Annotated in this window: 30 protein-coding genes and 1 tRNA gene; 24 read left to right on the top strand and 7 right to left on the bottom strand. The window is 59.6% G+C overall.

Annotated features, from left to right (window positions below; all coding sequences use genetic code 11):
* The first annotated feature begins 2 nt into the window (after positions 1-2).
* From DBY20_03540 to DBY20_03610, 15 genes are all read left to right on the top strand, one after another.
* The gene (locus tag DBY20_03540; protein PWL78962.1) at positions 3-536 is read left to right on the top strand and encodes an NADH-quinone oxidoreductase subunit B; all 534 of its coding nucleotides are present in this window, start codon (positions 3-5) and stop codon (positions 534-536) included.
* A gap of 10 nt (positions 537-546) precedes the next feature.
* The gene (locus DBY20_03545) at positions 547-954 is read left to right on the top strand and encodes an NADH dehydrogenase subunit (GenBank protein ID PWL78963.1); all 408 of its coding nucleotides are present in this window, start codon (positions 547-549) and stop codon (positions 952-954) included.
* Positions 947-2035, top strand: coding sequence for an NADH-quinone oxidoreductase subunit D (locus tag DBY20_03550; protein ID PWL78964.1), 1089 nt, complete (start codon positions 947-949; stop codon positions 2033-2035). Before DBY20_03545 ends, DBY20_03550 begins: the two co-directional genes overlap by 8 nt.
* 4 nt (positions 2036-2039) lie before the next feature.
* Positions 2040-2522 carry a hypothetical protein gene (locus DBY20_03555; GenBank protein ID PWL78965.1) on the top strand — a complete coding sequence of 161 codons (483 nt, stop codon included), beginning with the start codon at positions 2040-2042 and terminating at the stop codon, positions 2520-2522.
* Positions 2523-2563: 41 nt separating this feature from the next.
* The gene (locus DBY20_03560; protein PWL79412.1) at positions 2564-3187 is read left to right on the top strand and encodes a CDP-alcohol phosphatidyltransferase; all 624 of its coding nucleotides are present in this window, start codon (positions 2564-2566) and stop codon (positions 3185-3187) included.
* A 143-nt stretch (positions 3188-3330) separates the two neighbouring features.
* Positions 3331-5838, top strand: coding sequence for a hypothetical protein (locus DBY20_03565; GenBank protein PWL78966.1), 2508 nt, complete (start codon positions 3331-3333; stop codon positions 5836-5838).
* A 64-nt stretch (positions 5839-5902) separates the two neighbouring features.
* Complete coding sequence (locus DBY20_03570; protein ID PWL78967.1) at positions 5903-7213, top strand: phenylacetate--CoA ligase; 1311 nt, start codon at positions 5903-5905, stop codon at positions 7211-7213.
* Entirely contained in the window at positions 7213-7638 is a 426-nt protein-coding gene (locus DBY20_03575; GenBank protein PWL78968.1) for an amino acid-binding protein, read from the top strand. The genes DBY20_03570 and DBY20_03575 overlap by 1 nt, the downstream gene beginning before the upstream one ends.
* Before the next feature lie 15 nt (positions 7639-7653).
* On the top strand, positions 7654-9069 hold the full coding sequence (locus DBY20_03580) for a hypothetical protein (protein ID PWL78969.1): 1416 nt from the start codon (positions 7654-7656) through the stop codon (positions 9067-9069).
* Positions 9070-9102: 33 nt separating this feature from the next.
* The gene (locus DBY20_03585; GenBank protein ID PWL78970.1) at positions 9103-9579 is read left to right on the top strand and encodes an FHA domain-containing protein; all 477 of its coding nucleotides are present in this window, start codon (positions 9103-9105) and stop codon (positions 9577-9579) included.
* A gap of 30 nt (positions 9580-9609) precedes the next feature.
* Complete coding sequence (locus DBY20_03590; protein ID PWL78971.1) at positions 9610-11244, top strand: AMP-dependent synthetase; 1635 nt, start codon at positions 9610-9612, stop codon at positions 11242-11244.
* Positions 11245-11263: 19 nt separating this feature from the next.
* Entirely contained in the window at positions 11264-13033 is a 1770-nt protein-coding gene (locus DBY20_03595; protein PWL78972.1) for an indolepyruvate ferredoxin oxidoreductase subunit alpha, read from the top strand.
* A 2-nt stretch (positions 13034-13035) separates the two neighbouring features.
* Complete coding sequence (locus DBY20_03600; GenBank protein PWL78973.1) at positions 13036-13623, top strand: pyruvate ferredoxin oxidoreductase; 588 nt, start codon at positions 13036-13038, stop codon at positions 13621-13623.
* On the top strand, positions 13533-14669 hold the full coding sequence (locus DBY20_03605) for a hypothetical protein (protein PWL78974.1): 1137 nt from the start codon (positions 13533-13535) through the stop codon (positions 14667-14669). The genes DBY20_03600 and DBY20_03605 overlap by 91 nt, the downstream gene beginning before the upstream one ends.
* Before the next feature lie 6 nt (positions 14670-14675).
* Positions 14676-15614 carry a tRNA glutamyl-Q(34) synthetase GluQRS gene (locus DBY20_03610; protein PWL78975.1) on the top strand — a complete coding sequence of 313 codons (939 nt, stop codon included), beginning with the start codon at positions 14676-14678 and terminating at the stop codon, positions 15612-15614.
* Here DBY20_03610 and DBY20_03615 read toward each other — a convergent pair.
* The gene (locus tag DBY20_03615; protein PWL78976.1) at positions 15603-16367 is read right to left on the bottom strand and encodes a TatD family deoxyribonuclease; all 765 of its coding nucleotides are present in this window, start codon (positions 16365-16367) and stop codon (positions 15603-15605) included. The two genes, DBY20_03610 and DBY20_03615, sit on opposite strands and share 12 nt — an antisense overlap.
* 384 nt (positions 16368-16751) lie before the next feature.
* Between DBY20_03615 and DBY20_03620 the strand changes: the two genes are divergently transcribed.
* Positions 16752-17405, top strand: coding sequence for an HAD family hydrolase (locus DBY20_03620; protein PWL78977.1), 654 nt, complete (start codon positions 16752-16754; stop codon positions 17403-17405).
* A gap of 72 nt (positions 17406-17477) precedes the next feature.
* A tRNA-Ala gene (locus DBY20_03625) sits at positions 17478-17553 on the top strand.
* 127 nt (positions 17554-17680) lie between these two features.
* Here the strand turns inward: DBY20_03625 and DBY20_03630 are convergent.
* The 6 genes from DBY20_03630 to DBY20_03655 form a co-directional block, all read right to left on the bottom strand.
* A complete protein-coding gene (locus DBY20_03630) occupies positions 17681-18802 on the bottom strand; it encodes a hypothetical protein (protein ID PWL78978.1) in 1122 nt (373 codons plus the stop codon).
* 22 nt (positions 18803-18824) lie between these two features.
* A complete protein-coding gene (locus DBY20_03635) occupies positions 18825-19871 on the bottom strand; it encodes a hypothetical protein (protein PWL78979.1) in 1047 nt (348 codons plus the stop codon).
* Positions 19855-20196 (bottom strand): hypothetical protein, encoded by a 342-nt coding sequence (locus DBY20_03640; protein ID PWL78980.1) that lies wholly within the window; start codon positions 20194-20196, stop codon positions 19855-19857. Before DBY20_03640 ends, DBY20_03635 begins: the two co-directional genes overlap by 17 nt.
* Positions 20197-20297: 101 nt before the next feature.
* Entirely contained in the window at positions 20298-20699 is a 402-nt protein-coding gene (locus DBY20_03645; GenBank protein PWL78981.1) for a HicB family protein, read from the bottom strand.
* Positions 20700-20742: 43 nt separating this feature from the next.
* Entirely contained in the window at positions 20743-20940 is a 198-nt protein-coding gene (locus DBY20_03650; protein ID PWL78982.1) for an addiction module toxin, HicA family, read from the bottom strand.
* 83 nt (positions 20941-21023) lie between these two features.
* Entirely contained in the window at positions 21024-21725 is a 702-nt protein-coding gene (locus DBY20_03655; protein ID PWL78983.1) for a hypothetical protein, read from the bottom strand.
* 69 nt (positions 21726-21794) lie between these two features.
* Between DBY20_03655 and DBY20_03660 the strand changes: the two genes are divergently transcribed.
* The 7 genes from DBY20_03660 (at position 21795) to DBY20_03690 (ending at position 24877) form a co-directional block, all read left to right on the top strand.
* Positions 21795-22028, top strand: a complete 234-nt coding sequence (locus DBY20_03660; GenBank protein ID PWL78984.1) for a hypothetical protein — start codon at positions 21795-21797, stop codon at positions 22026-22028.
* A 436-nt stretch (positions 22029-22464) separates the two neighbouring features.
* Positions 22465-22701: an XRE family transcriptional regulator gene (locus tag DBY20_03665; protein PWL78985.1), complete on the top strand. Its 237-nt coding sequence runs from the start codon at positions 22465-22467 to the stop codon at positions 22699-22701.
* 599 nt (positions 22702-23300) lie between these two features.
* Positions 23301-23459 (top strand): hypothetical protein, encoded by a 159-nt coding sequence (locus DBY20_03670; GenBank protein PWL78986.1) that lies wholly within the window; start codon positions 23301-23303, stop codon positions 23457-23459.
* A 94-nt stretch (positions 23460-23553) separates the two neighbouring features.
* Entirely contained in the window at positions 23554-24222 is a 669-nt protein-coding gene (locus DBY20_03675; protein PWL79413.1) for a hypothetical protein, read from the top strand.
* Positions 24215-24457, top strand: coding sequence for a hypothetical protein (locus DBY20_03680; GenBank protein ID PWL78987.1), 243 nt, complete (start codon positions 24215-24217; stop codon positions 24455-24457). The genes DBY20_03675 and DBY20_03680 overlap by 8 nt, the downstream gene beginning before the upstream one ends.
* The gene (locus DBY20_03685) at positions 24444-24656 is read left to right on the top strand and encodes a hypothetical protein (protein ID PWL78988.1); all 213 of its coding nucleotides are present in this window, start codon (positions 24444-24446) and stop codon (positions 24654-24656) included. Before DBY20_03680 ends, DBY20_03685 begins: the two co-directional genes overlap by 14 nt.
* Before the next feature lie 8 nt (positions 24657-24664).
* Positions 24665-24877, top strand: coding sequence for a hypothetical protein (locus DBY20_03690; GenBank protein PWL78989.1), 213 nt, complete (start codon positions 24665-24667; stop codon positions 24875-24877).
* The last annotated feature ends 1 nt before the right edge of the window (position 24878 follow it).

The following is a 24878-nucleotide window of genomic DNA, read 5'->3' on the forward strand; positions in this document are numbered from 1 at the left end:
CTATGTCAAACGTGGGAAAGTCACCCTGGATCATTCACTACGATGGCTCGAGCTGTAACGGTTGTGACATCGAGGTGCTCGCTGCGCTGACTCCGCTCTATGATGCGGAGCGCTTCGGCGTCGTCAACACGGGCAATCCCAAGCATGCGGATATCTTCGTCGTCACGGGTGGCATCAATGACCAGAACGCGCCGGTCGTCAAGCAGATCTACGATCAGATGCTCGAACCCAAGGTTGTCGTTGCCTGTGGCGCATGTGCCTGTGGTGGTGGCGTCTACCAGACCTGCTACAACATTCTCGGTGGTGTCGACACCGTCATCCCCGTCGATGCCTACGTTCCCGGCTGCGCCGTCAAGCCCGAGTCGATCCTCGATGCCGTCATCGCGGGCGTCGGGATTCTCGAGGAGAAGGCAAAGGCCATGAAGATGAATCCGGCCGACAAGGACCGAACCGACGCGCAGGCCTCGACGGGCGCGCATGCATCCGTTGCCGATGTCGATGACGTGCCCGGTGCCTCGGGTGCGGGTGTCGAGTAGGAGGGTGAGCATGATACTATTTCAGCCCAACGTGTTTGAGACCGTGGAACTCGATGCGCTCTTCGAAGCGGTTTCCGACTTCAAGCAGCGTGATTACCGTTTCGTGCAGATCTGCGCGACGACGCTCGAGGATTCCTGCGAGCTGCTCTATACCTTCATCGCACCCGATGCCGTTGACGGCTGCCTCACTGGTTTGACCGTGAACGTTCCCGACGGCATGCCCGTTCCCTCGATAACCGAGCTCTATCCCGCAGCCTTCGTCTTCGAGAACGAGACGCACGATCTCTTCGGTGTCAACATTTACGGCATCAACCTGGATTTCCAGGGGGAGTTCTACAAGGTGTCCCAGAAGTTCCCGATGAATCCGCGCGCTGCCGAAGAGCAGACCGAGACGGACAAGGAGGCCGGCAATGAGTAAACGCACCGTCGTCCCGTTCGGACCGCAGCACCCCGTCCTTCCCGAGCCCGTGCATCTGGACCTCGTCTTGGAGGACGAGACCGTCGTCAATGCCATTCCGCGCATCGGCTACGTTCATCGTGGTCTCGAGAAGCTCGTCGAGAAACGTGACTACACGCAGTTCGTCTACGTGACCGAGCGCATCTGCGGCATCTGCTCGTTCGGCCACTCGCTTGGCTATTCCGAGTGCGTCGAGAAGCTTATGGGCATCGAAATCACCGATCGCGCTGCCTACCTGCGCGTTATCTTCCACGAGCTCTCCCGTATGCACAGCCACCTGCTGTGGCTCGGCCTGCTGGCCGATGGCTTTGGCTTCGAGGCCCTGTTCATGCATGCCTGGCGTTTGCGCGAGACCGTTCTCGACATCTTCGAGCAGGTCACGGGCGGCCGCGTCATCTTCTCCGCCTGCGACGTGGGTGGTTTTCGCCAGGAGGTTTCCAACGAGACACTCGCCGGCATCGTGATCAAGCTCGAGAAGCTGCGCGAGGAGTACCGCAGCATCGCGAAGACCCTGCTCGAGGATTCCTCCGTCAAGAGCCGTATGGTCGGTGTCGGACACATCTCGACCGAGAAGGCCCTCGAGCTCTCGATGGTCGGTCCCTTCGCACGTGCCTCCAATGTCGCCACCGACGAGCGCCTCAACGGCATCGGCGCCTACGGCGAGCTCGCATCCTTCGAGCCCGTGCTCTCCGACGGCGGCGATTGCTACGCTCGCTGCGATGTGCGCGTGCGCGAGGTGCTGCAATCCATCGACATCATTGCCGAGCTCGTCGACAAGATTCCCGATGGCGAGGTCATGGTGCCTGTCAAGGGTGCGCCCGAGGATGGCGCCCAGGCGATGACGACGCTCGAGCAGCCTCGTGGCCAGGCCTTCTATTACTCGAAGGGCAACGGTACCAAGAATCTCGCCCGCATGCGCGTGCGCACGCCGACGAGTCAGAACATCGCAGGTATGGTTGCCGCGCTTTCCAACGTCGAGCTTGCTGACGTACCCATGGTCGTCCTTACGATTGACCCGTGCATCAGCTGCACTGAAAGGTAGAGAGATGGGTGTATTCAAACTGGGCGGACTGACGCTCAAAAGCCTGTTTAGCAAGCGCGCGACGAGGAAATATCCCTACGAGGTACGCGAGACCTTCGAGAACGCACGTGGCCAGATCGACATGATCGACATCCACAACTGTATCTTCTGCGGCATGTGCCAGCGTAAGTGTCCTGCCGATTGCATCGTCGTCGATCGTGACGAGTCGCGCTGGACCTACTGGCCCTACAAGTGCATCGCCTGCGGTGCCTGTGTGGCCTCCTGCCCGACCAAGGACCTCGAGATGCTCAGGGATCGTCCGCCCATCACGACGGACAACCAGACGACGCGCGTCTACGAGCTCACCGAAGAGGAGAAGGCCGAGAAGGCGCGCATCGCCGCCGAAAAGAAGGCAGCTGCACTCAAGGCCGCCGAAGAGAAGAAGAAGGCTGCTGCGGCGAAGAAGGCTGCCGAGGAGGCAGCTGGCAACGCACCAGCGGGGGAGTAGTCCGAATTTTGCCAGAGGAGTTCTCGATGGCATCAGATGAGATGGCACATACCGAAGAGGAGCAAGTGCTCGATAAGGTGCTCACCGCTCCTAACGTGATTACGCTCGTGCGTCTGTTGCTGCTCCCGCTCTTTCTCTGGCTTCTCTTCGCCACGCCGTATCATATCGCCGCGCTCGTCGTCTACGCTGTCGCCGCATCGACCGATTGGGTCGATGGTCAGGTCGCGCGTCGCACGCACCAGGTCTCCAAGCTTGGCAAGCTCTTCGATCCCTTCGTCGACAGGCTGCTCATCGCCGTCGGTGTTATCGCCATCTTCATACTCGGGCGTCTGCCTCTGTGGATACTCGTCTATCTCATCGTGCGTGACCTCTGCCTGTTGCTCGGGGGACGCTATCTGCTTGCCAGGGTCGGCAAGGTTCCGCCGGTCGTCTACGTCGGAAAGTTTGCGACCGCCTTCATCATGATTGGCTTTTGTCTTCTCCTGCTCGGGATGCCCATGCTTCCCGGTCTCGGGCTTGCCGATGCGCCTGCATGGCTCCCCGGTTTTGGCGGCGATGAGGCCCTGCTCGGTATCTGGTTTGTCTACGCAGGTCTCGTCTGCTCGATAATCGCCTTTGTCATCTATGTCATAAAGGGCGTTCGCCTCCTCGCAAAAGCATCCTGACCAGCGCATATCAAGGTTCTGTGCAGCTTTTGCGCAGGAGAATTAAATTTTGCTTAATCGTTTAATTATGCTGGGTACCTCTCGCGTCATTGGTGGTATTCTTAGCAGTCACATATTGCCCGATAGAAGAGGTTTGAGCACAGGTGACCGATTCGACTAACAAGCCAGAGCCCAGCAAGCGAATGCGACCCGCATCGGGTGCGCCCGCCTTCAAGCCGACGGCACGTAAGTCGGTGAAGCAGCCTGCCTCCAAGCCCGTGCAAACCCCCAAGGCAGAGGCCATTCCCAAGGCCTCAAAACCTGCGAAGGCGGCAAAAGCCGCCAAGTCATCGAAGACCTTGCGTATTCCCAAGGCCACGCGTGCCTCCAAGATTCCGCGCACGACCACCACCTCGAAGGCGAGCAAGGCCGGTACGCTCTCCAGTGCTCCGAGCCGTCTCAGCAGCTCGTCCTCTCCCTGGGCTTCGCAGGGCAGCTCGTCTACCACGCAGGGCTTTGGCACAATCGGCGGCGATCAACAATCGAAGGCCCGCTCGGCGCAGTCCGCGCGCAACGCGTTTGGACGCTTCTCCCGCACGCAGGCGGCAAGCCCCAATGCCCGTGTGCGCGAAAAGGGCATGCCCGCAGCACGTACCCCAAGCACCTCGAACGAGTTCATTGCCTATACCAAATCGCATCTCCAGATCATGATCCCGGTCTTTATCATCGTCGCGCTTCTGCTCATATACACGTGCGTTGACATCTTCTCCTCGTTTGGCAGGATTCACCCCGGTGTCTCCGTGCAAGGTATCGAGGTTGGTGGCATGAGCGTGCAGGATGCCGCCACCAAGATCAACGAGGAGCTTTCCCCCAAGCTCTCCAATGCGCACGTGACCATTTACGAGAGTGCCGATATTGCCTCGGCCGATGGCGCGCAGATTCCGTCAGGTGGCATCGAGCAAGCCCATGCCGATGAGACAGCGGCGGGCTCGGACATCAACGATGACGGTACGATCGACAAATGGAACATTACGGCCGAGACCATCGGTGCCTACGTCGATGGCGAAGCGCTGGCCGAAGAGGCCTATCTCGTGGGTCGTCAGGGCAACTTCGTCGCCGAGCGCTTCTTTTCCTGGTTCGGCGGCACGCATCTTGACGCTACCGTTTCCGTGCGCGACGAGCGCTTCAACGCACTTGCGACGGAGATCGATAAAGAAATCGGTTTGCCCATCGTGGATAGCACCATACGCATCGAGGATGGCGCCGTCTCCGTTGTCAACGGTAGCGATGGCTGGTCGGTTGATGCCCCTACCTTTATCAAGCGCTTCAGTGCGAGCGCGTTTTCGCCCGACAACTTCCCCTTCGTCATTCCGATGAAGACCGATCCGATGCACATCAGGCCGGCCACTGCCCAGAAGGTTGCCGATGACGTCAAGGCGGCCATCGCCGAGAACGTCACCATCGTTCACGATCCTGACACCTGGACGCTCGATACCGCAGACCTTGGCGAGCTCATTAGCCTGCAGGTGCTCACGCCCGATGAGGTGCTCGTCTTCGGCAGCGGCACGCAGAAGATCGTCGCTGACGGTACGACGGTTTCGGATTACGACACCTCGGCCTGGGTCGATCCGGATTCAGGCTATGTCCTGCAGGCATACGTCGATCAGGAGAAGACCGATCGCTATCTGGTCGGCATTCTTGGAGCAGCTGCCACGGGAGGCGCCACTGACGCCTACTTCGACACGAGTTCCGGCGAGGTGGTACTCGTCGCCGCCGTCGAGGGCTATGGCCCCGATCGCTCTGCCGCGGAGATCGCCTTGCAGGACCTGCTTTTTGGCGAGCCGGATGCCACGACGGCGAGCAGCCGCACCATCTCGCTCGTGGACGTCACCATCCAACCCGAACTCACCACCGAGAAAGCGCAGGCCATGGGCATTACCGAGCGCCTCGCAACTTGGACGATTCCGCTGTCGGGTTCCTCGGAGCGCATCAACAACATCAGACTGCTCTGCCGCCTCATCAACAACTCCCTCGTGGCACCGGGTGCGACTTGGTCGTTCAACGGCACCACGGGCGAGCGTACGGCCGAGAAGGGCTTCCAAACGGCTCCCGTCATCGTCAATGGCAAGCATGAGGATCAGCTCGGCGGCGGCATTTGCCAGATCGCGACATGCATTTTCAATGCCGCCTGCTTCTCGGGCCTCGGCATCCAGGAGCGCGTAAATCACGACTTCTACATCGCCGCCTACGATGATTACGGTTTCGCCGATGCCACGGTGTCGTGGAAGTCGCCTGATCTCAAATGGGTCAACGACATGTCGACTTACGTGCTCATGACGGCGAACGTGACCGATGATAACGTTGTCGTCAGTTTCTGGGGCACCAAGGACGGCCGCACCGTTGATTGCCAGCGCGGCGACTGGAAGGCTGGCGACAAATACGTCTCGATTACCGAGGTTGACCCTGAGCTTGCTCCAGGTGAGCGCAAGATGACGCAGAGCGGTCAGGATGGTCGCAGCATTGACATCCGCTACCTCGCAAAAGCCGCTGACGGTACGGTGCTGCATGATGTCACCTTCCACTCGATTTACTCGGCGCAAAATGAAATCATCACCGTAGGCCCCGACACACCTGCTCCGGCTCCTGCTGCCGATCCGCCTGCGGCCGAATAATGGCATTGCGGGGCGCTGTCCCCGGGTGATAGGAAGTAGCACGATTTTCAGGAAGGCGTAAGGTATGGCGTACCAAGACGAAATCACCCACATGGAACGGGGCAAGCTCGAGGACTTGCAGCTCGAGCGCATGAAGGAAACCATCGTCAACTGCTACGAGAACATCGAGTTCTACAAGAAGTCCTTTGACGAGGCCGTTTTCGACCCGTATTCCGTCGAGTCTCTCGCAGACATACAGAAGGCTCCCTTCACCACCAAGCAGGACATGCGCGATGCCTATCCGTACAAGCTCTTCGCCGTGCCGCGCTCCGAGGTGAAGGAGATCCACATGTCGAGCGGCACCACGGGCGTGGCGACCGTGTCGGGCTACACCGACAACGACATCAAGTCCTGGGGTGACTGCTTCGGCCGCGGCATCGGCTATGCCCACGGCGATGTCGATGACGTCGTGCACGTCTGCTACGGCTACGGCCTGTTCACCGGTGGCCTGGGTGCGCATTACGGCGGCCTTGCCGTGGGTGCGGAGACCATCCCGATGTCTGCCGGCAACACGAAGCGCCAGATCAAGGTCTTGCAGACCATGGGCTCTTCCATCCTGTGCTGCACACCGAGCTATGCCATGCACATCGCCGATACCGCCATCGAGATGGGCCTTGACCCCAAGAAGGACTTCACGCTCAAGGCCGGCATCCATGGCGCCGAGGCGTTCTCGGACCAGTTCCGCAAGAACCTCGAGGACAAGCTCGGCTATAAGGTTTATGACGTTTATGGTCTGACCGAGGTCATGGGGCCGGGTGTCGCCATGGAGTGCGATGAGCAGAACGGCCTGCATGTCGCCGAGGATCACTTCTTCGTCGAAGTCCTCGATCCCGAGACCCACGAACCCGTGCCCGACGGCGAGTGGGGCGAGCTCGTCATCACCACGCTCACCAAGGAGGCTTCGCCGGTCGTGCGCTACCGCACACGTGACATCACGCGCATCATGCCCAACGAGTGTGCCTGTGGCGTCACGCATCGCCGCATCGACCGTCTGCACGGCCGTACTGATGACATGTTCAAGGTCCGTGGCGTCCAGGTGTTTCCGAGCCAGATCGAGAACGTATGCGCTGCGTTCCCCGAGATCGCGGACTGGTATCAGATCGAACTCACGCGCGAAGGCGGTCTCGACATTGCCACGCTCAAGATCGAGATCAATCCCGATTTCCCGATTGACGAGATTCGCAAGATCGAAGAACTGCAACGCCGCATGCAACAGGCGCTCAAAGACGAGCTCGCCGTCAGCATCAATATCAAGATCGTCGAGCCGCACACCATCCAACGCTCCGAGGGCAAGGCTGTGCGCATCGTTGACCTGCGTGATGGGGAGGACAAGTAATGATTGACCAGCTTACGGTATTTCTCGAGAACACAAGGGGCCGTCTCACCTCGCTGTGCCGCGCCCTGGGTGACGCGGACATCCAGATGCACTCGCTGGCTCTGGCAGACACGACCGACTACGGCATCGCGCGCATCATCTGCGATGACCCGAAGGGTGCGGTCGCAGCCATTTCCGAAGCCGGATTCACGGCCAACCTCACGAAGGTCGTCGCCGTCGAAGTGCCCGATGTCCCGGGCGGTCTCGCCAGCGTGCTCGACGCACTCGATAACGCCGGCATCAACATCGAGTATTGCTATTGCTTTGCGGATGCCGACAAGGGCGCGACGGTCGCTTTCAAAGTCGACGAGTCTGCGATCGGCGCACTCGAAGGGGCCGGCTTCAAGGTGCTTCATCCCGAGGACCTCTACAAGACCGCGCAGTAGTCGCAGGGGAGATGCATGCAAGTCAGCCCGCATGACATAGGCTCGAAGATACAGGTGCTTGCGCGTCAGCGTGGGCACCTGACCTTGCTTACCGGCATTTTGCTTACGCTCGTGCTTGTGTGCGCGCTATGCCTTGCCACGCCGGGCACTGTCCATGCCGCCATCAACGGAAACGACTACGTCGGACAGTCCACGGTCAACGATCGCGGCATGAACATCACCGAGGCTCCGGCTATCGAGTCTCCCTACGGCATACTCGTCGATGAGGACGGTAACGTCCTGTGGGCACGCGGGCAAGACGAGCATCGTGCGATGGCCTCCATCACCAAGACGATGACGGCAATCGTCGCGCTCGAGAATGGCGATCTTGACGAAGTCTTCACCGTTTCGCCCCGGGCGGCATCCGTGGGAGAGTCGAGCGCAGGACTAGTCGCCGGGCAACAGGTTACCTTGCGTGACCTCGTCTCCGGTCTCCTCGTTCATTCGGGTAACGATGCCTCCATGGCCATCGCCGAGGGCATTGCGGGTGGCGAGAAGGAGTTCGTTCAGATGATGAACGCGAAGGCCCAGCAGATGGGTCTCGTGAACACCCAGTTCCAGAATCCGCACGGCCTCGACGCCGAAAACCACTATTCGTCCGCTGCGGACATCAGCGTCATCGTGCGCTATGCCATGCAGGACCCGACCTTCCGCGAAATTGTCGGCATGAAGTCCTGCATGCTCAATCTCAGTGGAGAGCCCAAGGAGCTGCTTACGACCAACGCCCTGCTCGCCACCTGGGATGATTGCATTGGCGTCAAGACCGGCTTCACGAACAAGGCAGGCCAATGCCTCGCCGCTGCCGCCAGCAAGAACGGCGTCGAGCTCTACGCCGTCGTGCTCGATTCCACCGACGAGGTTCAGCGATTCATCGACGCCTACAAGCTCCTCGACTGGGGCTTCACCCATTATCGCCCGTACACGCTCGCGTCTGCCGAGCAGGTGCTCGTCGATGCCCCCATGAGCGGCTTTCTCGACAAGACCGTAAAGGCGGGCGTCTTGGAGGAAGTAACGGGTATGGTCTTCGACTTCAACGGTGACATCGCGATTGACGTGCGCCTCACCGACAAGCCCGATGGCGTTGCCAAGGGGGATACCGTTGGCACCATCACCTGGCGTCAGGACGAGAACATCGTCGCTTCGGTTCCCCTCGTCGCGCTCGAGGACAAGATGGGACCGTCGCCCGTCACCTCGGTCATTACCTCGCTCGTGCGCTGCGTTGGCGTGATCACCGGCGACCAATGCGTAGCCCAGAGCACCGTCTACGCGCAGGCGCCCGAAGTCGAGCGTGTGCAGAGCACGGCCGGTCAGGGCATGAACGCCGAACTCGAGATGGACATTCGCGATTACGTCGCCGCATACAATGCTGCGGTCTATGGTTATGGCTCCTAACGTGTCGCATTGCGGTGCTAGAATAGCTGCCATGTGTTTTGGCATTTGAAAGGATGTATCGTGCCTGTTTCCAGTTTTGTCTGTCCCATCTGCAATGAGCCCGTCGATGGTTCGCAGACCTCATGTCCGCGTTGTGGCTTCAAGTTCGTCGGGGCAACGCAAACTTTCAACCCCGTCGCGACGCAGGTCGATGAGCAGACATACGAGCTCGAAAGCGCCACACCCGAGCTCGAGGTGCTTTCCGGCCCCTACGCGGGGGAGAGCTTTACGCTTGGCGACGGCACTTTTACCGTCGGGCGCGACCCGAAGTGCGACATTTTCCTCAGCAACATGACGGTTTCGCGTCATAACTCGACCATCGTCATCGATGGCGCACATGCCAAGATCATGGACGCCGATTCGACTAACGGTACCTGGGTCGATGGCAAGATCGTGGACGAGGCAGAGCTCGTACCGGGCACGCATGTCCAGATCGGCACCTTCGACATGGTCTTCAAGCGCGTCAAGTAAGCCCATAATCGAGCGGGAATAGAGGTTATTGTGCCCATCACCGATTACCTGCGCCATAACGCCGCCGCGTATGGCAACGAGATTGCCCTTGTCGAGATTAACCCCGAGGTTCTCGAACGCAAGCACGTCACCTGGCGCGACTACGACCTCATCGAGAGTACCGATCCGGAGCCCTATAGGCGCGAGATTACCTGGAGCGTGTTCGACGAGAAGGCAAACCGCTTCGCCAACCTGCTTCTCTCGCGTGGCGTGAAGAAGGGCGACAAGGTCGCCATCCTGCTCATGAACTGTCTTGAATGGCTGCCCATCTACTTCGGCATACTCAAGAGCGGGGCCACTGCCGTTCCGCTCAATTTCCGCTATACCGCCGAGGAAATCGCTTACTGCATCAAGCAGGCAGACGTCGACATACTCGTCTTCGGTCCCCAATTCACCGGACGCGTCGAGGAGATCGCCTCCGAGATCGCCCACGGCAGGTTGCTCTTCTACGTGGGGGAGGACTGCCCGACCTTTGCCGAGAACTACCGTGAGCTCACGGCCAACTATACAAGCACCGATCCGGCCATCCCCCTCAACGAAGACGAGGACGCCGCCATCTACTTCTCGAGCGGCACGACGGGCTTTCCCAAGGCCATCCTTCACCATCATCGCAGTCTCACCCAGGCGGCAGAGATGGAACAGCACCATCATGGTCAGACGCACGACGACACGTTCCTTTGCATCCCGCCGCTCTATCACACGGGTGCGAAAATGCACTGGTTCGGCAGTCTCATTTCCGGATCCAAGGCCGTGCTCCTGCGCGGCGTAACGCCACAGAGCATCTTCGATGCGGTCTCCAACGAGCACTGCACCATCGTCTGGCTGCTTGTTCCCTGGGTGCAAGACATCTTGCTCGCCATCGAGGAAGGCAAGATCGATCCTGCGGCCTACGAGCTCAATCAGTGGCGCCTCATGCACATCGGCGCCCAACCCGTCCCGCAAAGCCTCATCAAGCGCTGGAAGGAGATCTTTCCCGCGCATCAGTACGACACCAATTACGGCTTGTCGGAGTCAACCGGCCCGGGTTGCGTGCACCTTGGCGTCGAGAACATCGATCACGTCGGTGCCATCGGCGTACCGGGATACCGTTGGGTTGTCAAAATCTGCGATAACGAGGGCAACGAGGTCCCCGATGGCGAGGTCGGAGAGCTGTGGGTCAAGGGCCCGGGTGTCATGGTCTGCTACTACAACAACCCCGACGCATCCAACGAATCCATCAAGAACGGCTGGCTACTCACGGGCGATATGGCGCGCAAGGACGAAGATGGCTTCATCTGGCTCGTCGATCGCAAGAAGGACGTCGTCATCAGCGGCGGCGAGAACATCTATCCCGTGCAGATCGAGGATCATCTTGCGGCTCATCCGGCCGTGAAGGACGTCGCCGTCATCGGTTTGCCCGATGAGCGCCTCGGCGAGATCGCCGCTGCCGTGGTCGAGCTCAAACCCGATGTCGAGCTACATGAGGGCGAGCTTGAGGAGTATTGTCAGGCGTTGCCGCGCTACAAGCGTCCGCGCAAGTACATCTACGCTGATGTCCCGCGTAACGCAACGGGCAAGATCGAGAAACCCAAGCTGCGCCAGATTTACGGCGCTACCAATATCGTCGAGCTCGAGAACGAGGGCTAGACATTCGAAAGGACACATAATGCAGAAGCTCCTGTCGGGAAACGAGGCCATCGCCCAGGGTGCCTGGGAAGCGGGCGTACGTGTGGGCGTCGGCTATCCGGGAACCCCTTCGACCGAGACGCTCGAGAACCTCTCCACCTACGATGACGTGTACTGCGAGTGGTCACCCAACGAAAAGGTCGCCCTCGAGGTCGCGCTTGGTTCTGCCATGGGCGGAGCCCGAAGTCTCGCGACCATGAAGCACGTCGGCGTCAACGTCGCGGCAGACCCGCTACTGAGTGCTTGCAATACCGGTGTCAACGCCGGGCTTGTCATCTTGGCCGCAGATGACCCCTCGATGTTCTCCTCGCAAAACGAGCAGGATTCGCGCAATTACGCCGCCTTTGCCCGCGTGCCGATGCTCGAGCCGGCCGATAGTGCCGAGGCATATGAGTTCATCCAACGCGCTTTCGAGATTTCCGAGGAATTCGACACGCCGGTCATGATTCGCGAGTCGATGCGCATCGCGCATACCAAGTCGCTCGTCTCCTGCTCTGACGAGCGTACTGAGGTTGACCTGCGCGAGTTTACGCCTGATCCTTCCAAGTACGTCATGATGCCTATGTATGCGCGTGGTCGCAGGCAGGCTGTCATCGAGCGTACGCGCAAGCTCGTGGAGCTTGCCGACACAAGCGACCTCAACCGCATCGAACTGCGCGACACGTCCATCGGCATCATCGCGAGCGGCGCGGTCTACCAGCACGTGCGCGAGGCATTGCCACAGGCAAGTACCTTGAAGCTCGGCCTCTCCTGGCCGCTACCACCTGCCAAGCTCCGGGAATTCGCCGATGCCGTCGATCATCTCTACGTCGTCGAGGAAGCATGTGACTATTTCGCCGAGCACGTCCATGCCCTCGGTATCACAACCGAGCAACCGCCGGCATCTCCGCTGCCCGAAGCAGGCGAGCTCACACCCGCCCTTATCAGGCAGGCCTTCGGCGCTGGGCTTCCCGAGGTCTATCCGCCCTGCGAGGATTTGCCGCCAAGACCTCCCTCGCTTTGCGCCGGATGCCCGCACCGTCTCGTCTTTACGGTGCTGCGTGACATGAAGGCCGTTGTGAGCGGCGATATCGGTTGCTACACGCTCGGTGCGACACCGCCGCTGAGTGCCGTGCATTCGACCATCGATATGGGTGCGTCGCTCTCCGTTGCCCACGGTCTCGAGCTTGCCGATGTCACCGGGCGCACCAAGCGCCCCGTTGTTGGCGTCATCGGGGACAGCACCTTCGCGCATTCGGGCATCACGAGCCTGCTCGGTACCGTCTACAACGCCGGGGTGGGCACGCTGTGCATACTCGATAATCGCACCACGGCCATGACGGGCTGCCAGGGCAATCCCTGCAACGGCATCACCTTGCACGAGCAAGTGCGTGGCGCGAATCCCCTCGCCGTCGAGAAAGGCAAGCGACTCGACATCGAGGCGCTGTGCCGCGCGCTCGGCGTCGATGACGTCCGTAGCGTCGATGCCCAGGATTACGAGGCGGTCAAGGCCGCGCTCAAGCAGGCTACGAATACGGATGACCTCACGGTGCTCGTCTTCCACAGCCCCTGCCGCCTCATCGATCGCTCGCGCAATGCGGCTGCCGTCGTGAACGAGTGCCGCGCCTGTGGCAAGTGCGTACGCATCGGTTGCCCGGCCATTGGCAAGGACGCCGAGGGCCGCGCGGTCATCGATCCCACCCAATGCATCGGCTGCTCGCAGTGCGTTCAGGTATGCCCGTTTGGCTGCATCAGCAAGGAGGGGGAGTAATCATGGCACAGGCGATGGATACGACAACCGTCTTGCTCGTGGGCGTTGGCGGCCAGGGAACCATCCTCGCAGGCGATTTGCTTGCAAAGACCGCCGCTGCTAGTGGCTACGATGTCAAGATTTCCGAAATTCACGGTATGAGCCAACGCGGCGGATCAGTTTCCACGGTCGTGCGCTTCGGTAGCGACGTTGCTTCGATGATCTGCGATCCGGGTTGCGCGGATGTCGTGGTGAGCTTCGAGGCAATCGAGGCCCTACGCGCTCGTCAGTTCCTTGCCGTCGATGGCGGGAAGCTCTTTGTCAATGATGAGGTCATCACACCCGTGAGCGTTGCCATCGGCAACGGAGAGATGCCCGCAGACATCGATGCGGAACTCGACGCGCTCGACGCCGTACGCATTGGCGCGAGCCGCATTGCGCGTGAGGCCGGTAGTCCCAAATCGACAAACGTCGTGCTCATGGGCGCGCTTTCGACCGCATTGCCTTTCGAGGCGCGGACCTGGCGCGAGGTCATTGCAGAGCGCGTTCCACCCAAAACCGTGGATGCAAATCTCGCCGCTTTCAATGCGGGTCGCGAGACTGTCGCGTGACGCATACCCGCTCCATATCACGCTCGGTCTTAGCGCTCGTCGCGCTTGCGCTCGTGCTATGCCCGCTTTTCATGCTGACGGGTTGTTTTGGCATGAAGCAACCGCCTCAGATTGCCGCGCATGTCAATGGCGTTGCCATTCCCGAGGACAAGGTCACGGAGTTCATCGAAGGCTTTCGCAGCAAGAACGCGCAGTACGAAACCGATTCGGGCTGGGCCGAGTTTCTCAAATCGAACGGCTACACCTCGGAGACCTTGCGCACGTATGTGCTCAACACGGTTTTCATCCCGCAGGAGCTCATTCGCCAAGAATGCGCCAAGCTTGGCATCCAGATTGGCGATACGGAGCTCGACGAAGTCATCAAGCAGGAGAAATCCTATTACGAGCAACGCTATGGCGAGAACTCCTGGGACAGCGTGCTTGCCTCCTACGGGTATGACGAGGAATCCTGGCGCGAAAACGAGCTCAACCGCCTGCTCGAGGAGCAACTACGCAGCATGGTCATCGATGCCGTTACGCCCACCGAGGCGGAAATCCAAGCTCAGGCAAACGAGTCTGCTTCCATGTACAACGGCAAGGATTCCTATTACATCCAATTCGCTTCCCAACAGGAGGCACAGGCCGCACGGGATCGCATTGCCGCATCGAGTGAGCGTGTCACACTCGGGGAGTTCGAGCGCCTCGGCAATGCCGTCCATGCAGGCTGGAACTCGCTGCCATCCACGCGCGATGCCATGAGCGTCGAATACATTCAGGCCGTCGGTGCGCTTGATGTCGATACCGTGTCCGAGCCCATCATGATTGACGGTAATTGGACGCTCATCTTCTGCGACGCGGCTTTCAACGTGGGCGCTGGCGGTGAATCCGTCGTGCTCCGGACCATCCCCCCCGATATATACGAGCAGATCGTTGCCGATGCCACCGAGATCAAGGCCGACCAGCTCTTCAACGAGTGGCTTCAGAAACTTGCCGCCGAGTCGGATATCACGATCGAGCCCATGCCCGCGGGGCTTCCCTATAACGTGAGCTCGACGTATCTCGAGTAGGCCGGCATGGGCAACGGCATTCGGGCCATCGGACGCATCGCGCCAAGCCCCAGCGGCGAAATGCACCTGGGAAATGCCTTCTCGGCATTGCTTGCCTGGGCTTTCGCACGCTCGGCAGGGGGAGCTTTCGTCGTGCGTCTCGAGAATCTTGACGAACGCTGCCAAAACCCCGCTCTTGCGCAGGGCGTTCTCGACGATCTGCGTTGGCTTGGTATCGATTGGGATGAGGAGCCTCTCGTGCAGACCGAGCGCCTGCATGCGTACGAGGAAGCTCTTGAGCGTATCGGTGAGAAGGCGGAGCTCTATCCCTGCTTTTGCTCGCGTGCCGATTTGCATGCTGCCTCGGCCCCACACGCTTCGGATGGAACGCCACTGTATGCGGGCACCTGTTACCGTCTGGACGCAGCTGAGCGTGACGCGCGCGCGGCAACGTACCGTCATGCGCTGCGCCTGCATGTGCCCGATGAGAAGGTCTCCTTCGTCGATGAAATCCAGGGTTCCTATGAGCAAGACCTTGCAAGCGAGTGCGGTGATTTCGTCGTTCGCCGTAGCGACGGTGTCTTCGCATACCAGCTTGCCTGCGTAGTCGATGATATCGCCCAGAGCGTGACGCAGATCGTGCGGGGAAGCGACCTGCTTTCCTCCACGCCACGTCAGATTTTGCTCTACGAGTTACTCGATGCATCCGTCCCGAGCTTTGCCCACCATCCGTTGCTCCTTGCCCACGATGGCAGGCGCTTGTCCAAACGCGATGGCGACAGCACCATTGCGGGCATGCGCGAGCGCGGTATCACGCCTCAAGCCATCATCGGCTACCTGGCATATCTCGCAGGACAGGTCGAAGCGGGGGAGTATCTGAGCGCGGCCGAGCTGCCGGACGTCTTCGATGCCGCCAAGATTCCGCGCGAGGATATGGCGGTCGATTTGGGATGTCTAGAGGCCTAGAAGGACATCACTGCGCGCGCCGATGCTCTCACGCAGACGCTCGAGGTCAGTGCCGCGTATGCGAGCGAGCCCGTCGATGACCAATTCGAGGTTGCGCTTTACGTCACGTGCGCTCGCGGGCTCGTTTGCCGCGGCGGGCAGGTCGCTTTCGACGAGCAGACATTCTTCGGGGATGATGCGAGCATACTCATGTCCACGCTTGGTCGACAACATGCGCGTTCCCACGGAAAACAGACAGCCATCTTCAACCGCACGCGAGAGCTGGTCGGAGGGACCGCCATACGAGTGTAGGATGCAAATGCAACGCCCGAGACACCCTGAGTCTTCGAGTACATCGAGCAGTTCGCGTTCCGCCTTCACCGAGTGCATCGAGATGAGCATGTCACCTTTTGCGGCGCAGAGGGTCGTGATGCGGGTGAAGGCCCTTATTTGGGCATCCTTTGTCGAAGCACGCTTGGGCCAAAAGTCGAGGCCGACCTCGCCCACGAAGCGCGTGGTATCGAGCTGAGCGGCGAAGGCGTCGAGCGAGTCATCAAGCGTACCGAGCTCGGGCGTGTCGACCCACCAGGGATGCAGGCCGAGCCCCAGGCGCATGGTTGGGATGTCGGCGAGCATGGGGGAGAGGCGTGCGTATTCGACGGGTGTGACGGTGTTGGCGAAAGAGACGATGCCCGCATCGGCGAGCCTATGCGCGAATGCTACAGGGTCATCTGCGAAGCCTGCGTGCATGTGCATGTCAACGAGATGGGTCATGGGAGCCTCCGTTTTCGCCCTGGATTATACGCGCAGGCACGCTGATACACATTGCTGCTATATGGCGGGCCGGGAAAGGCGCTTCGACTCGATGGTCGCTCCCCGACGGCCCGCATCGCGGTTCTTTCGGCTCGCTCCCTTGGACCTCGGCTCGATGGCCTGCCCGACGCCAGGTTACTTGATGGTGCGCTCCCTTGGACCTCCGCTTCGCAGCTTGCCTGCGCGTTGCCCTAATCTTCGCTCGACATCTTGCCTACGGCATTGCTACACCATTTCAAAGGGTGAATAGAATTGCAATATCATCTCTGCATATTGACGAAGAGGAGTAATTAGGAAATAAAGGAATGATTAGGAAAAAAGGAAAGCCAAGGAAAAGAAGGGCAAATGCGCGACACTGTCTTGTTCGACCTTGATGGGACATTGCTCGACACCTACGAGATGATTCTCATCTCGATGCGATATACCGTCAACGAGGTCGAGGGAAAGAAGCATACCGATGAGGAGCTGATGGCAGGAGTCGGCACGCCCCTATATGATCAGATGCTGCACTTCGTACACAGTGACGCCAACCGTGCCGAAGAGCTTACGACGATATACCGCTCATACAACGACTCCATCCACGACGAGCGAGTCGGCGCATTTCCCGGCACGAAAGAGGCGCTCGAGCAGCTCTCGAACGCCGGGTATCGCATGGGCGTCGTCACCTCGAAGCGCCATTGGCTCGCACAACGTGGTCTCGAGATAAGCGGCATCGCGGACTTCTTCGACGTACTGATTGGCGCTGACGACTGGGACGAGCACAAACCTGATCCCGGTCCGATTCTGCATGCATGCGAGCTGCTCAGCGCCACTTCCGACGAATGCGTCTATGTCGGCGATAGCCCGTTCGACATCGAGGCGGCCAACGCCGCTGGATGCACGAGCGTCGCAGCGCTTTGGGGAATGTTTCCCGCTGAGGCACTCGAAGCATGCAAGCCTGACATGTCATGCACATCGCTCGAGGAGTTTGTTCGCAATATCGTGGATGAAACGTCATGAGAGCCAAATTACCCCCTTGCACCATCTGCACCGATTGGTATAATTGCCCTCGCGTCTTTTTCGACGACCCATGGGGATATAGCTCAGCTGGGAGAGCGCATGACTGGCAGTCATGAGGTCAGGGGTTCGAACCCCCTTATCTCCACCAGGGAACTTGCAGGTCAGCGGGTTTTCTCGCTGGCCTTTTTATTTTGATTTCAGATAGCTCCCGCACGAAACCCGCACGAAACCCGCACGAGTGAAAGGGGACAGGCGTTTCAAGGCGAGTATCCTGGTCATCCGAACGCATCGCGAATCGCCGCGATCTTGTCGTCATTGTTCACGTGGGTGTAGATTCTCATGCACACGTCCATGCTCGCGTGCCCCATGAGCTCCATCATGACGCGAGGATGGACCTTCGCCTTGGCGAGCCTCGTGCAGAATGAGTGCCTTAGCCCATGCGGTGTCGCACCGGGAACGAACATCTCGACGGCATGCCTGGTAACCCATCGCCTCACCGAATCGGCGCGCACGCCGCCGCTCACCGCCCCAGTCGTCCTCCTGTGGGGTTCCAGGCGGGCGAGCACCCTCTCCGGCATCGGCACGACGCGGTTCTTCCCGGCGTCGGTCTTGGACTTGCGGACGAACGCGACATCCGTGAGGTCGGGCCATTCGATGCTGACGGATTCGGACAGCCTCAGACCACATGCGGCTTGGAGCGCAACAGCGCGCTGGACGCCGCTGGAGTAGTCCAGGTATTCGAGCAGGTAGTCCACGTTCTGGGGCGGGGCGGCCCACTCGCGCGGATCGCCGCCCTTCGGTGCGGGAACGTCATCCATCGGGTTTGACGCTATGACATGCCGCTTTACGGCCATTCCGAACATGCCGACGAACGCCTTGTGCAGGTCCTCGATGGAACTGTCCGCCCATTTCCTTCCGGATGGGGTGTTTCCCTCGGCCATCTCCCAGTACACGTCAACTATCATGTCGGCGGTCACGTCAGCGATGGGGCAGTCCAGGTGCATGTCCACGACGTTTATCTTCTGACGGTCGCCTCTCAACGTGGACTCGGCCAGCGTACGCGACCTCACGCGCCGCCTGTGCCACTCCCGCGCCCATTGCGGGGTGGTCATGCCCTTGTCCATCTTGTCGGGGTCTGGCATGGCTCGAAGCTCGGCGACGAAATCCTCCTTGGCCTTGCATGCGTTGGTGTACGTGCCCTCGAACGGGTGGGTCCTCGTCGTCTTCCTGCCGTTCTCGACGACCCTGACCGAAAGCTCCCACTTGCGGCATCTGCCTCTCGGCTTGGATTTGTCCCTTTGGACGACCGAGCCTGCTCCCAGCACCTCCATGGTGTAGAATTGCACCTGCCTTCCGTATTCGGTTGGTGACTTGCTGAACCCCGCGCAGTCCGCCAAGATTGAAGCGGGGTTCGCTCTTTTATGCGCACATGCGAGACGCTATGGCATCTGCAATCTCACCATGCTTGTGGTTGTACTCGATAATTCTTCCACTGGGCGTGTCAATCCAGCCTGACAGGCTATGAGAGAATTTGGATATGTCGTTGCAGGTCGGGAACGTGTTTACGAAATCGGCGACTTCGGCGATGAGTGACATCTCGGACTCCGATAAGGGGTTGTCCATCGTGCCCGCCGGGATGATGACCTCGCCGTTGTCTTGCTCCCGTATTTCGATGACGCCGCTTCGCTCTATTCCCTCAAGCAGAGAATCACCATCGTCCATCTTAGGGCCGTAGGTCGCATGGGCGTACCTGACACCGCTAATAGAGCGCCCGAGCCTCTCGCATGCGAGGAAGTCGCAGAAGAAAGCGGCTTTCTGGAGCTTCGTCCTGTATAGCGAGCGGCATTCCGAGGCGAGGGTGGACACCAGCGCGGCGAGCCGTTCCATGTCAAGCGCCCTGTAGCCGTTCTCGCGTGATGGTGGTTCGCTTTCCTGCCAATCGAAGTCGACGCGTCGGATAGGTTCCGGCCTGATTCCGGCCATCTCGTCTATCCTCTCGCAGACGGAGACGATGGACTTGTCGGCGAGCCTGTCACGGTTCTCGCCGAGCAGCTTCGTGGCGCCCATAGCGGTCATGGCGCTTCGTATGATGGAGCTGTGCGCGTTGGAGGGAAGGGAGCCCGCCTCGTAGCGGGCGTAGGTCTGCTCGCCGAAGCCGAGGAACCTGCTGAACTCGCGCACCGACAGGCCGTAGGATTCCCGAAGCGCACGCGCCTCGTCACGGGTGACGAGTCCATGCGCTTTGGCGTAGGCGGCATAGGCGCGGTCGAGGTTGCCGCCCTCGACGCGGCTATCGCCAATCTCCTCACCACATACAGGGCAGACGGCGACGTGTTCCTCGAATTCCACGTCCTCGCCCCTGACGGCGATGTGACCGGTGCTCATGGAGACAGCCGCGTTCACTTCCGCGTCGCATGCGGGGCAATACGTCTCTATCGTCTTGGCCATCTCAATCACCCATCCCATCGTTCAGCAGCTTAACGGAGAGGCACTTGCACCTCTCGGCAGTCACCTTCACGGAAATTTTCAAATATAGCTTGTCACCTTCGTACTCGGGCGAGAACTTGGCAACCGTCCATTCGTCGTACCCGTCATCCCTGTCCGGCTCGGGGCCGCCAAAGCAATCTGACTCGTCGAGCGAGAGGATTACGGACTTGAGGTCGTCCATCGACATGCCGACCGAGGCCATGTATTCCACATTCTGCCTGCGTGGAATGAACATGAACCTGTCCTTGCCTACGTAATCCTTGGCGAGTGACAAGAACAACCCAACCTGGTTCAAGTCAACCATACGTTCCTCTCCATAGTGTAATCAGTTGATTACAAATATCAAAGCCATTCGCCGATTGCCATCAATGCAGCCCACATGCGCGGGGCTCGGCTCTTTCGACGCTAAGCCCCCAATTGCTGCCTGAGGGCGGCTTGCAGCGTCTGCGAGAAGTTCACGCCGCGCTCGACCGCAAGGGCGTTGAGCCACGCGGGAAGGGTCACGGTGCGGTTCACCGCCTTGGTGGACTCCGCCTGCCTTACGGCGGGCATGAACACGTCCACGAGGGCCGTATGTTCGCCCGGCTCTGTCATGACCGCGTCCAGGGGCGTGGGGTCGGGGATTCGTTCGCCGTCCTGCTCCATGCCGTAGATGACGCATCCTAGTAGCTCGCGGGCAGACAGAAGCGCTTCCTCGTCGGTCTCGCCGCTTGTGGCAACGTCCAGGTCGGGGAACGTCACCGCGATCTCCTCGCCGTCCTCGTAGGTGAACACGGCGGGAAAGAAGTACCTGTCGCTCTTCTTCATGGCATCTCCAATCAACATCCGGGAAGACGGAGGCTTCGGGGCCTCACGCGAAGCTCAGCCACGATTGCCTCTCTATGCTCCTCAACGTCTTGGGCGGGATGGACTTGGTGGGGTGCTTGACTGTGACGCGCCCCGGCTTGGTCGGATGCTTGAACTGGTGATGGCTCCCGACCACCGCGACCTCGTACCATCCGTCGTCCTTGAGGATTCTGATCACCTCTCGCGATGAGTAGCTCTTCATCTTCCCTCCTTTCGATACACATATTATAACACGTGTTATTAGATTTAATGGTGACAAATATAAAAATATTTGTATTTCTTGCCCTAGAACCCCCAATCGAACGGCAGCACGTAGTAGACGACACGTCCTATCACCGTGACGGTTTCGGTGTCAGGTTCGCCATAGTCGTAGATTTTCGGCTTGAAGGTGGGATCAGTGGAGTCCGGCACGAGCTCGAAGCCGTTGTCCAGCTTGTGGACTCTCTTGATTGTGGCATCGTAGCCGTTTACGCAGACCGCATGTGGTTGGTTGTCCCGTTCGACCTCTTCGCATGGGTCAATGAGCGCATAGCAACCATCTGGCAGCACGCGATTCATTGACTGACCCTTCACTTCGAGCAGAAACGCCTTCGGATGGTTCTCCATGATTTTCACCGGAACCGGATGCGTCTCTTCAACCTCAATCATCTCGATGGGCTTGCCAGCGGCAATCGAACCGTAGAGTGGGACATCGACAAAAAGGGAATCCTCGGATGATGGCGAAACGCGCTTGTTCCTGTAGTTCACCAAACCGAGCAGGTAGTCAGTAGACGTTCCGTAGAGATCGGCGAGAGATTCGAGGACGTTGCCCGGAATATCCCTCTTGCCATACTCGTAGTTCTGGTAAGCGGTATCGGAAACGCCGATTTTGTCGGCTACTGCCTGCTGTGATAGGCCTAATTCTTCTCTGAGTTCTTTTAATCTGCGTGTCGAATAATTCACGAATCCACCTCCCGTGTTGGTATGAGCAGGGTATATCACCAACAAATAAAAGTCAAATATGAGTATTGACTACCAACAAATGATAGTTTAGAGTTCAAATCACGATACCAACAAATGATGGTGAAAGGAGGGAAAATGCTGAACATTGCCAGTGAGAGAAAGCGAATGAACATGACTCAGGAAGACCTTGCGAATGAGCTTGGCGTATCGAAGTCGACCGTTGCGCGTTGGGAACAGGAAACGACACCGCCCTACGGATCGGAGCTGATAAAGATGCACAACCTCTTCCAATGTTCGACTGATTACCTGCTCGGTCTCACTGACGAGCGCAAGACCGTAAGAGCCTGAACGGGCATTGTTCCTTGACAATCGAATAGGGATACGGGGAAGTTCTAAAGGCTTCGGGAGGTGACGGTCAGTAACCCGCCACCAACCCTATGCAGGCCTTTTGTCCCGTTACGCACGGTAGTTCCCCACGAGGCCCTTTAGCACCCCGCTACGCAAGCTCGGGGTTTGGAACCTCGGTTGGCCTCCTCCATGCGGAGTTGGCCCCATGCCCGTTTGCTGGACGGGCAATCCGACCGAGTACGGCTGCGCTTGGCCTCACGGAGCCGACCTGTCGTTACTGCAACAGGCTTTTGCGCGTTCGACTGCGAAACACATGCGGGAGCCTACCCCACGTTGGCTCGAACGCCTCACAGGAACCAGATGTTCAAAAAGTTGGCCATTTTAGACCTCCCAACACTCGGGATCGTTTTGAACAACAATCCGATTTTAGCACTACATGTGGTGCCTATCAAAAAGCCAGATAACGACATCTTGTGATTTGGAGGATTTGATGTTGAGCGAAATCCGCAAGGAAGAGGGTCTGACGCAGAGGCGGCTCGCCGAGCTGTCGGGAGTTCCGAGACGGACCATCCAGAACTGGGAGGAGTCCGGCTTCGGGAACGCGACGGTGAGAAACGCCGTCAAGGTCGCGCGAGTCTTGGGTAAGTCCATCGAGGAGCTGCTGGAGGACTAGCGTGCCGAACCCGTATCCCTATCCGATTGCCAAGGAGCGCAAGACCGTGAGGGCGTAGCCCCGGCAAGGCACATTGACAATCGGATACCCATGCAGGAGGCCTCGTCACGAAGACGAACGGGGGCGAAGTCGGCAACCGACGCCCACCGTCCGACGGGCTTTCCCCTCGTGCGAAACGGTAGTCCACGCCCTGACCGCTCCATTGATCGCGGGATTGGCGTGTCTCGCGCGGTTTCACGTTCTACGCGCTCGTTCCTCCGCTGTTGCCGCAGCGGCACCGTTTAGCGGACTTGAGCCGCCCAGGCTCCGCGGCTCCGCTATCTCGCGAGGGACCGCATCCTCAAAACGTTGGCCAACATGGTTGACCTCCTCTCTTTCGAGATGTTTCGGGACACCGGGGATTCTACCAAAGGCGAGGTTTCCCGCATGGGCATTCGATTGGCATGAGCGCATGACCCGACAGGCCGGCCGGTGCCCATTCGGTACCACCACACCGAAGCTGTAACTCGCCACGGTTGCTCCGGAGATTACCTACAGCCGGATGGGTGCCAGCGGGCCTGCCGGGAAGCGATGAAGACGAGGGAAAGGAGGAAACGGAAATGTGCGGTGCCATCGAGAACAAGTGGCTCCCGCCGGAGGCGGTGATGGAGATCCTTGGCTGCTCAAGGCAGGTCGTGAACCGCCTGTGCCGCGATGGGCATGTCAAGTGCCGCAAGTTCGGGCGCACCTGGTACGTCCATCGCTCGGAGTTCGAGTAAGCAAAAAGCCCACGGGCGCAATCCGTGGGCCTGGTCAAGAAAGGAGACCTTTGATGACAAGTCAAATTCTACCACAGGAGGGGAGGTGGGCCGCATGGCGGAGCCGGTAATCATCTACGGCAAGAGCGGCACGGGCAAGTCGTCCTCGATGCGCAACTTCGAGGACGGAGACATCGGCCTCGTGAACGTCATCGGCAAGCGCCTGCCGTTTCGTAGCAAGCTCACCCAGGTCAGCACGACCGACTACGAGCGCGTAAAGCACCTCGTGGGGGAGAGCAAGGCACGCTCGGTGGTCATCGACGACGCCGGGTATCTCATCACCGACATGTTCATGGCGCGGCACGCCAACGCCGGGAAGGGCAACGGTGTGTTCGCGCTCTACAACGACATCGGTGACCAGTTCTACGGGCTGTTGCGCTACATCTCGGAGCTTACCGACCAGGACAAGGTCGTGTACCTCATGCTTCACGAGGACGCCGACGACATGGGCAACTCGAAGATCAAGACCATCGGAAAGCTCCTGGACGAGAAGGTGACCATCGAGGGCATGGTGTCCATCGTCCTGCAATCGCAGGTCATGGACGGCGAGTACGTGTTCCGCACCAACGGCAACGGCATCGTCAAGTCCCCGCCGGGTATGTTCGAGACCGAGTTCGTGGACAACGACCTCAAGGCCGTGGATACCGCGATTAGAGAGTATTGGAGGATGCGTCCCCTGACCGACGCTCCTAAGTCCACCAAGGCGGCGAAGTCCGATGGCTAGGCCGGTGGAATGGGCCAATCCCGAGAACTGGACGCACCCGGAACGTCTCGCCAAATGCGGGGACTGCGCCAAGTGCATGCGCTGCCCGGACAACCTGTCCATAGCGGTCTGCCGCGATTGCATCGACCCCAGGTTGTCGGACGGTGACGTGTGGTGGGTCGACCCGGCGGAGGTCTGGTGTGGTGTCGAGACGATCTACGGGGGATTCGAGGAGAAGCGCCATGTCGCCGCGTGAGCGAGAGCTGAAATCCCAGCTGCGGCAGGCTCGCAGCCAGGTGCTCGACCTGCGCTTGCAAGTCCATTCGCTCGAAGTCAAGAACGCCGAGCAGCGCCGCCGCCTGCGAGTCCAGGCGCACGCCATGGAGATCGTCAAGCAGTCGGCGTACGAGGCGTACAGCAACACGATGCTGGCGATGGGCCAGCAGTACGAATAGGAGGAATCGTGAGGAAGGTTTACGTGGTGCACGGCATCGCAAAGCAGGTGATGGCGTTCGGTGACATAGAGGACGCGCGTTACGTCGCCGAGTCGGTGTTCGGGACCTTGCCAGAATACGAGGAAGCCGACCACATAAGCGAGGTCCCGTTCGTTCCGTCGGATGCACCGATGGATAAGAGCATACCGGTGAGAAGCGGTGGTTCCGATGTCAGGTTCTAAC

The sequence above is a fragment of the Coriobacteriia bacterium genome (assembly GCA_003149935.1).
In the GTDB taxonomy this organism is placed as follows: Bacteria; Actinomycetota; Coriobacteriia; order Coriobacteriales; family QAMH01; genus QAMH01.

Excerpts from the sequence above, each read along its gene's own strand:
- DBY20_03540 (PWL78962.1), top strand. The coding sequence starts at position 3 with ATGTCAAACGTGGGAAAGTCACCCTGGATCATTCACTACGATGGCTCG.
- DBY20_03545 (PWL78963.1), top strand. The coding sequence starts at position 547 with ATGATACTATTTCAGCCCAACGTGTTTGAGACCGTGGAACTCGATGCG.
- DBY20_03550 (PWL78964.1), top strand. The coding sequence starts at position 947 with ATGAGTAAACGCACCGTCGTCCCGTTCGGACCGCAGCACCCCGTCCTT.
- DBY20_03555 (PWL78965.1), top strand. The coding sequence starts at position 2,040 with ATGGGTGTATTCAAACTGGGCGGACTGACGCTCAAAAGCCTGTTTAGC.
- DBY20_03560 (PWL79412.1), top strand. The coding sequence starts at position 2,564 with ATGGCACATACCGAAGAGGAGCAAGTGCTCGATAAGGTGCTCACCGCT.
- DBY20_03570 (PWL78967.1), top strand. The coding sequence starts at position 5,903 with ATGGCGTACCAAGACGAAATCACCCACATGGAACGGGGCAAGCTCGAG.
- DBY20_03575 (PWL78968.1), top strand. The coding sequence starts at position 7,213 with ATGATTGACCAGCTTACGGTATTTCTCGAGAACACAAGGGGCCGTCTC.
- DBY20_03580 (PWL78969.1), top strand. The coding sequence starts at position 7,654 with ATGCAAGTCAGCCCGCATGACATAGGCTCGAAGATACAGGTGCTTGCG.
- DBY20_03595 (PWL78972.1), top strand. The coding sequence starts at position 11,264 with ATGCAGAAGCTCCTGTCGGGAAACGAGGCCATCGCCCAGGGTGCCTGG.
- DBY20_03600 (PWL78973.1), top strand. The coding sequence starts at position 13,036 with ATGGCACAGGCGATGGATACGACAACCGTCTTGCTCGTGGGCGTTGGC.
- DBY20_03610 (PWL78975.1), top strand. The coding sequence starts at position 14,676 with ATGGGCAACGGCATTCGGGCCATCGGACGCATCGCGCCAAGCCCCAGC.
- DBY20_03615 (PWL78976.1), bottom strand. The coding sequence starts at position 16,367 with ATGACCCATCTCGTTGACATGCACATGCACGCAGGCTTCGCAGATGAC.
- DBY20_03620 (PWL78977.1), top strand. The coding sequence starts at position 16,752 with ATGCGCGACACTGTCTTGTTCGACCTTGATGGGACATTGCTCGACACC.
- DBY20_03635 (PWL78979.1), bottom strand. The coding sequence starts at position 19,871 with ATGGGATGGGTGATTGAGATGGCCAAGACGATAGAGACGTATTGCCCC.
- DBY20_03640 (PWL78980.1), bottom strand. The coding sequence starts at position 20,196 with ATGGTTGACTTGAACCAGGTTGGGTTGTTCTTGTCACTCGCCAAGGAT.
- DBY20_03645 (PWL78981.1), bottom strand. The coding sequence starts at position 20,699 with ATGAAGAAGAGCGACAGGTACTTCTTTCCCGCCGTGTTCACCTACGAG.
- DBY20_03650 (PWL78982.1), bottom strand. The coding sequence starts at position 20,940 with ATGAAGAGCTACTCATCGCGAGAGGTGATCAGAATCCTCAAGGACGAC.
- DBY20_03660 (PWL78984.1), top strand. The coding sequence starts at position 21,795 with ATGATGGTGAAAGGAGGGAAAATGCTGAACATTGCCAGTGAGAGAAAG.
- DBY20_03665 (PWL78985.1), top strand. The coding sequence starts at position 22,465 with ATGTGGTGCCTATCAAAAAGCCAGATAACGACATCTTGTGATTTGGAG.
- DBY20_03670 (PWL78986.1), top strand. The coding sequence starts at position 23,301 with ATGTGCGGTGCCATCGAGAACAAGTGGCTCCCGCCGGAGGCGGTGATG.
- DBY20_03675 (PWL79413.1), top strand. The coding sequence starts at position 23,554 with ATGGCGGAGCCGGTAATCATCTACGGCAAGAGCGGCACGGGCAAGTCG.
- DBY20_03680 (PWL78987.1), top strand. The coding sequence starts at position 24,215 with ATGGCTAGGCCGGTGGAATGGGCCAATCCCGAGAACTGGACGCACCCG.
- DBY20_03685 (PWL78988.1), top strand. The coding sequence starts at position 24,444 with ATGTCGCCGCGTGAGCGAGAGCTGAAATCCCAGCTGCGGCAGGCTCGC.